The sequence below is a fragment of the uncultured Chitinophaga sp. genome, assembly GCF_937874145.1.
GTDB lineage: Bacteria > Bacteroidota > Bacteroidia > Chitinophagales > Chitinophagaceae > Chitinophaga.
Genome location: NZ_CALNBI010000029.1, coordinates 1 through 4,970 on the forward strand (window position 1 = coordinate 1; position 4,970 = coordinate 4,970).

The 4,970-nt window shown below is 58.1% G+C and carries 5 protein-coding genes; 2 read left to right on the forward strand and 3 right to left on the reverse strand.

The features are described 5' to 3' along the window. Nucleotides 1-848: DNA topoisomerase (locus Q0510_RS01190; protein WP_298707475.1), on the forward strand; the 848-nt coding region annotated here is incomplete at its 5' end. A gap of 78 nt (nt 849-926) precedes the next feature. Continuing rightward, nucleotides 927-1,925 carry a type IX secretion system membrane protein PorP/SprF gene (locus Q0510_RS01195; protein ID WP_298707477.1) on the forward strand — a complete coding sequence of 333 codons (999 nt, stop codon included), beginning with the start codon at nt 927-929 and terminating at the stop codon, nt 1,923-1,925. Between the two features lie 44 nt (nt 1,926-1,969). Here the strand turns inward: Q0510_RS01195 and Q0510_RS01200 are convergent, their stop codons facing one another. The 3 genes from Q0510_RS01200 to Q0510_RS01210 form a co-directional block, all read right to left on the reverse strand. Next, on the reverse strand, nt 1,970-2,848 hold the full coding sequence (locus Q0510_RS01200) for an MBL fold metallo-hydrolase (protein ID WP_298707479.1): 879 nt from the start codon (nt 2,846-2,848) through the stop codon (nt 1,970-1,972). A 45-nt stretch (nt 2,849-2,893) separates the two neighbouring features. Then, complete coding sequence (locus Q0510_RS01205) at nt 2,894-3,967, reverse strand: hypothetical protein (RefSeq protein WP_298707481.1); 1,074 nt, start codon at nt 3,965-3,967, stop codon at nt 2,894-2,896. A 60-nt stretch (nt 3,968-4,027) separates the two neighbouring features. Next, the coding region (locus tag Q0510_RS01210; protein ID WP_298707483.1) for a glutamate-5-semialdehyde dehydrogenase at nt 4,028-4,970 on the reverse strand (943 nt) is incomplete at its 5' end.

The following is a 4,970-nucleotide window of genomic DNA, read 5'->3' on the forward strand; positions in this document are numbered from 1 at the left end:
ACGGCGACAAGGAAAACGCCGAGCCCGCCGAAGAAGGGGAAAAAATCCTCCCGGTATTCGAGGTGGGGGAAAGCGGTCCGCACGCGCCCCGCATCCACAAAGGCAAAACCTCGCCGCCCAAGCCCTACACGGAGGCCACGCTGCTGCGCGCCATGGAAACCGCCGGCAAGCAGGTCGACGATGAGGAAATGCGCGAACTCTTGAAGGATAACGGCATCGGCCGCCCTTCCACCCGGGCCAACATCATCGAAACGCTCTTCCGCCGTAAATACATCGAAAAGAAGAAGAAAAATATCTTCGCCACCCAAACCGGCATCGACCTGATCGATACCATCGAAAACGAGCTCCTCAAAAGCCCCGAGCTCACCGGCGCCTGGGAACGCAAGCTGCGCCTCATGGAAAAAGGAGAATACGCCATGGAGGCCTTCCGCCAGGAACTCACCGAAATGGTGATCGCCCTCATCCGCGACGTGAAAAACAATACCGGCCGCTCCATCTCCTTCGCGCCCGACAAGCCCGCCGGAAAAGAAAAAAAGGAAAAGGACGCCGCGCCCCCCAAACCGAAGGCGCCCAAAAAAGCCGCTGATCCCACCGCCGCCCAATGCCCCAAATGCAAAGCCCATCCCGTCAAAAAAGGAAATACGGCCTACGGTTGCGCCAACTTCGCCGCCTGCGGGTTTAAAGTGCCCTTCGAGGCATTCGGGAAGAAACTGAGCGACAAGCAACTGGAAGACCTCCTTACCAAAGGCAAAACCGGGAAAATCAAAGGCCTCGCTACGCCGGAAGGAGAACAGGAGGGCCGCCTGACGTTCGACGATCAGTTCAACCTCACGATACAGACTTCCTGATTTTTTACAACCATCTGCGAACCCGCGTGTTATAAAGTAAGCAAACCGGCAGGCACCGGCCGGTGAAAACCGCTCTTTATGGCAAAATTCTACCCTGTTTGTTTGTTACTTTTGGCCATGCTCCTATGTGAAAACGCCAAGGCGCAGCAAGACGTACAGTTCAGTCAATATGTCTTCAATATGCTGAACGTCAACACCGCATACGCCGGATACCGCGGGGGCACCAGTTTCAACGCCATTTACAGGCGGCAATGGGAAGGCTTTCCCGGTGCGCCTAAAACAGCCGGCGCTTCCATCGACTGGCTCACGCCTGCCGCGGAAGACCGGATGGCCCTCAGCGCCAGTTTCCTGCACGAGGAGCTCGGCCCGCAAAAGACCCTCACCGTCGGCGTCGGCTACGCATACCGCATCCCGCTCGACGAAACCGGCGCCAAACGCCTGAGCTTCGGCATCGGCGGCGGTTTCACGCAATACCGGCTCGACGGTACACTGCTTACTTATGTAGATGAGCACGACAACAGCATCCCCGTGGCCAACGCTTCGCACATCGAGCCGGACGCCAACTTTGGGGTGTTCTATTCCACGCCCAACTGGTACGCCACGGCTTCCATCCGGAACCTGCTGCAATCTACCGGGGTGAAGGGTTTCAACTGGAACGACGATTATTTCCGCACCCTGGAGCGCAAGCCGCACATGTACCTGGGCGCGGGCACCGTGCTCAACCTGTCGGAAAATTTTAAGCTGAAACCGGCCTTCCTCTGGAAAGATGATTTCAAAGGCCCCAGCAATGTGGACCTGTCCTGCTTTCTGCTGATCCACGAGCTCGTGTGGGTCGGCGGTTCGTACCGCACGGGCATCCGCATCTGGGATGCTTCCGGCAAAAACATGGATCTCACCAACCGCGACGCGGCTTCCGCCATGGCCGAATTCATGGCCGCAAAATGGCTCCGGATCGGGTATGCATACGATTTTACGACCAGCGGGCTGCGCAATTACCAATCGGGCTCGCACGAGATTTCGATCAGCCTGTTCATGCCAAAAAGAGGGGTGCGGGAAGTCAGTCCAAGATATTTTTAATGGGTTAGGGGACGTCGTTCACCCTGCCAATGTCCCCGGTTTGTTCAGAACAATGACGTCTGGACAGGCCGGTTTCTTTGTGGGGAAGATTTGCGGCCGGAGGCAGGCTGGGGGAGGATGGCCGGTTGTTGGGGGACAGGAAGGAACACCGGTTCCGGTGCTTCCGACGGGTTGATGTGGAACACCGGCGTTTCGGCGTATCGCCCTGCCACCACGATTTCCGTGCCGCTGGAGTGCCGCGTGAAGAGGGCATGCACCAGGTCGGGGTCGTTGTTGTCCTGCGAGAGGTGGGAGAGCAACACATGGCTGAGGTGCCGCGTGCGGTGCCGGAGAAACACTTCCAGCGCCTCGTTATTGGAAAGATGCCCGTGGCCCCCTCTGATCCGGTTCTTCAGGAAAATGGGGTAGCGCCCTTTGTCGAGCATGTCGGTGTCGTAATTGGTTTCGAGGAACGCGGCGTGGCACATGGAGAAATAGCGCGCCAGTTCGCCGCAGGGCCGCCCGATGTCGGTGAACACGCCCACGCGCGCCTGCCCGCAGCTGATGAGGAAACTATGGGGATCGGCCGCATCATGGTATTTCACGAACGGCTGGATCTCCAGCTCGCCGATACGGATGGGCTCCGCAGCGCTGAAGGCCCTTCCTTCCAGCTGCATGCCGCTGTGGCGGAGCGTGGATTCGGTGATGTATACGGGAAGATTATATTTCTTGCTCAGCACGGGTATCCCGCGGATATGGTCCACATGCTCATGCGATACCACGATCGCCTTCACTTTACCCATATCCAGCCCTAGCCGCGCCATACGGCGCTCGGTTTCCCGGCACGAGATGCCCGCATCCACCAGCACAGCTTCCTGGCTGTTGCCGACGTAATAACAGTTCCCGTTGCTGCCCGAATTGAGCGATGTGAAATAAAGCGACATGCTTTGCAAAGAAAACGAATTCGGCGCAATTCCGCGTTTTTTGGATTAATACCGCGTCAACAGGGCGATTTCGCCGACTTCGCGGAGTGCCGGCTGGTCCGTAAAGAACACGCGGCCTTTCTTGTTAACCACCTCCCAGGCAATGTCGTTCACGATATCGTCGTTGATCCCCGGCACGGTGGCGTCTTTCACGAAATCAAATCCCTTCGGCGTAATATCGATGGGCTGGGAGAAATTGCTTTTCACCAAAAGCAGCTCCCCGCGCCCTTCCCGGGCGGCCTGGTAGATTTCCTGCATGTCGGTCAGCACCTTCCCGCTGGAAATGCCCGCCATCAGCTCGTCGATCGCCGCGGTCCGTCGCGCCTTCTGGAGGTCTTTCACCACCGGCCACGCCTTGTCGGACAGGTAATGAATATCCGCCCGGCCCGCGTCTATCGTAAAATGACCGGAATAAATCTGCGGCTGGTCGGCCACTTCCAGCAGGAAATCGAAGTTCTCCCGTGTGGAGGCAACGATGATCTCCAGCTGGTGCGCGGCATGTAAGGCCACCATCGATTTATCCACTGTATTTAAAAATTCCTTTATTTGATTGTCGACTTTCCTGGGATCGCTCTTCGCCTGGCGGTCGGTGAGATAATGCGGGTTGTCGCGGAAGGGAAAGCCACCGTGTTCCACTTCGCCGTAAATCCGGTCGTTCAGGGCTTCATACAGCTGAACGCCCGACTGGCTGAGGTGGAGGATATAATAATCTTCGGAGCGGTTGTAGGCTTTGATGATATCGCGCAGGGCGAATTCCTTATCGACATACACTTTATTCTCCGCCGGCGGCCACATCGTGCGCACAAATTCCGCTGTATTGGCCGACACGAACACGTACAGCCCGAAATCGTTGAGGCGGTTGTCGATCCTGGGCTCGATGGCATGGAGGTTTTTCAGCACGGATTCCACGCTGCGGCGGTCATTGTGCTTCAGCAGCCGGTCTTCCGCCTCGTTGATGAGGTTTTTCAGCAGGATCGCGTCCTGCAGGTTGTCGGGATGCGTGCGGTGCGTGGCGAGTGCGATGGTGATACAGGGCCCTTCCTGGGTGCGGGCGAGCTTTTGCATTTGATCTTTCAACATGGGATTTCGGATTGTTCTGAAGGAGAACAACCTTTTTGCCTGTTTTGTTCGGGGGAAAGATCAGCGTGTTTGGCCGTCGCCGGTCACGATCCATTTTTCGGTGACGAGCTTTTCGAGCGCGAAAGGCCCGCGGGCATGGAGTTTCTGTGTCGAAATCCCTATTTCCGCGCCCAGTCCGAATACGCCGCCGTCGGTAAACCGCGTGGAAGCGTTGACATACACCGCCGCTGCATCCACTTCCTGCTGGAAACGTTCGCCCAGCGCGGTGTTTTGTGTGACGATGGCTTCGGAGTGCCGGCTCGAAAAGCGGCGGATGTGCGCCAGCGCCGCTTCAGGCCCGTTGACCGTTTTCACGGAGCATTTGAAATCGAGGAATTCCCTGCCGAAATCCGCTTCCGCGGCGTGCTGCAGGTAAGGATAACCCGCTTTTTCGAGGATCGGCCAGGCGCTTTCATCCGCGAAAATTTCCACGTTGTATTGCGCGAGGGAAGGCGCGAGGAGGGGCAGGAATTGTTCCGCGATCCCCGCGTCCACGATCACCGTGTCGAGCGCGTTGCAGACAGACGGGCGGCTCACTTTCGCATTGGTGACGATGCTGGCGGCTTTCTCCAGGTCGGCGCTGGATTCCACGTAAGTATGGCAGACGCCGGCGCCGGTTTCGATCACGGGCACGCGGGAATGCTGCCGCACGAAATCGATCAGCTGCTGGGAGCCCCGGGGAATGATGATGTCCACGAACTGTGTGGCGGTAAGCAATTCGTTCACCAGCGCGCGGTCGGTGGGCAGGAGCACCACGGCGTAGGGGTCGATGCCGTTTTCTTCCAATGCGCGTCGGATGAAGGAAACGAGGATGGTATTGGTATGGAACGCGTCGGTTCCGCCGCGGAGCACGGCAGCGTTGCCGGAGCGGATGCAGAGGGCAGCCACGTCCACCGTTACGTTGGGCCGCGATTCGTAAATAACGCCCACCACGCCCAGGGGCGCCGTCACCTTCCGCACGAGC

Coding starts and splice junctions, on each gene's coding strand:
- Q0510_RS01195 (WP_298707477.1), top strand. CDS start 927: ATGGCAAAATTCTACCCTGTTTGTTTGTTACTTTTGGCCATGCTCCTA.
- Q0510_RS01200 (WP_298707479.1), bottom strand. CDS start 2,848: ATGTCGCTTTATTTCACATCGCTCAATTCGGGCAGCAACGGGAACTGT.
- Q0510_RS01205 (WP_298707481.1), bottom strand. CDS start 3,967: ATGTTGAAAGATCAAATGCAAAAGCTCGCCCGCACCCAGGAAGGGCCC.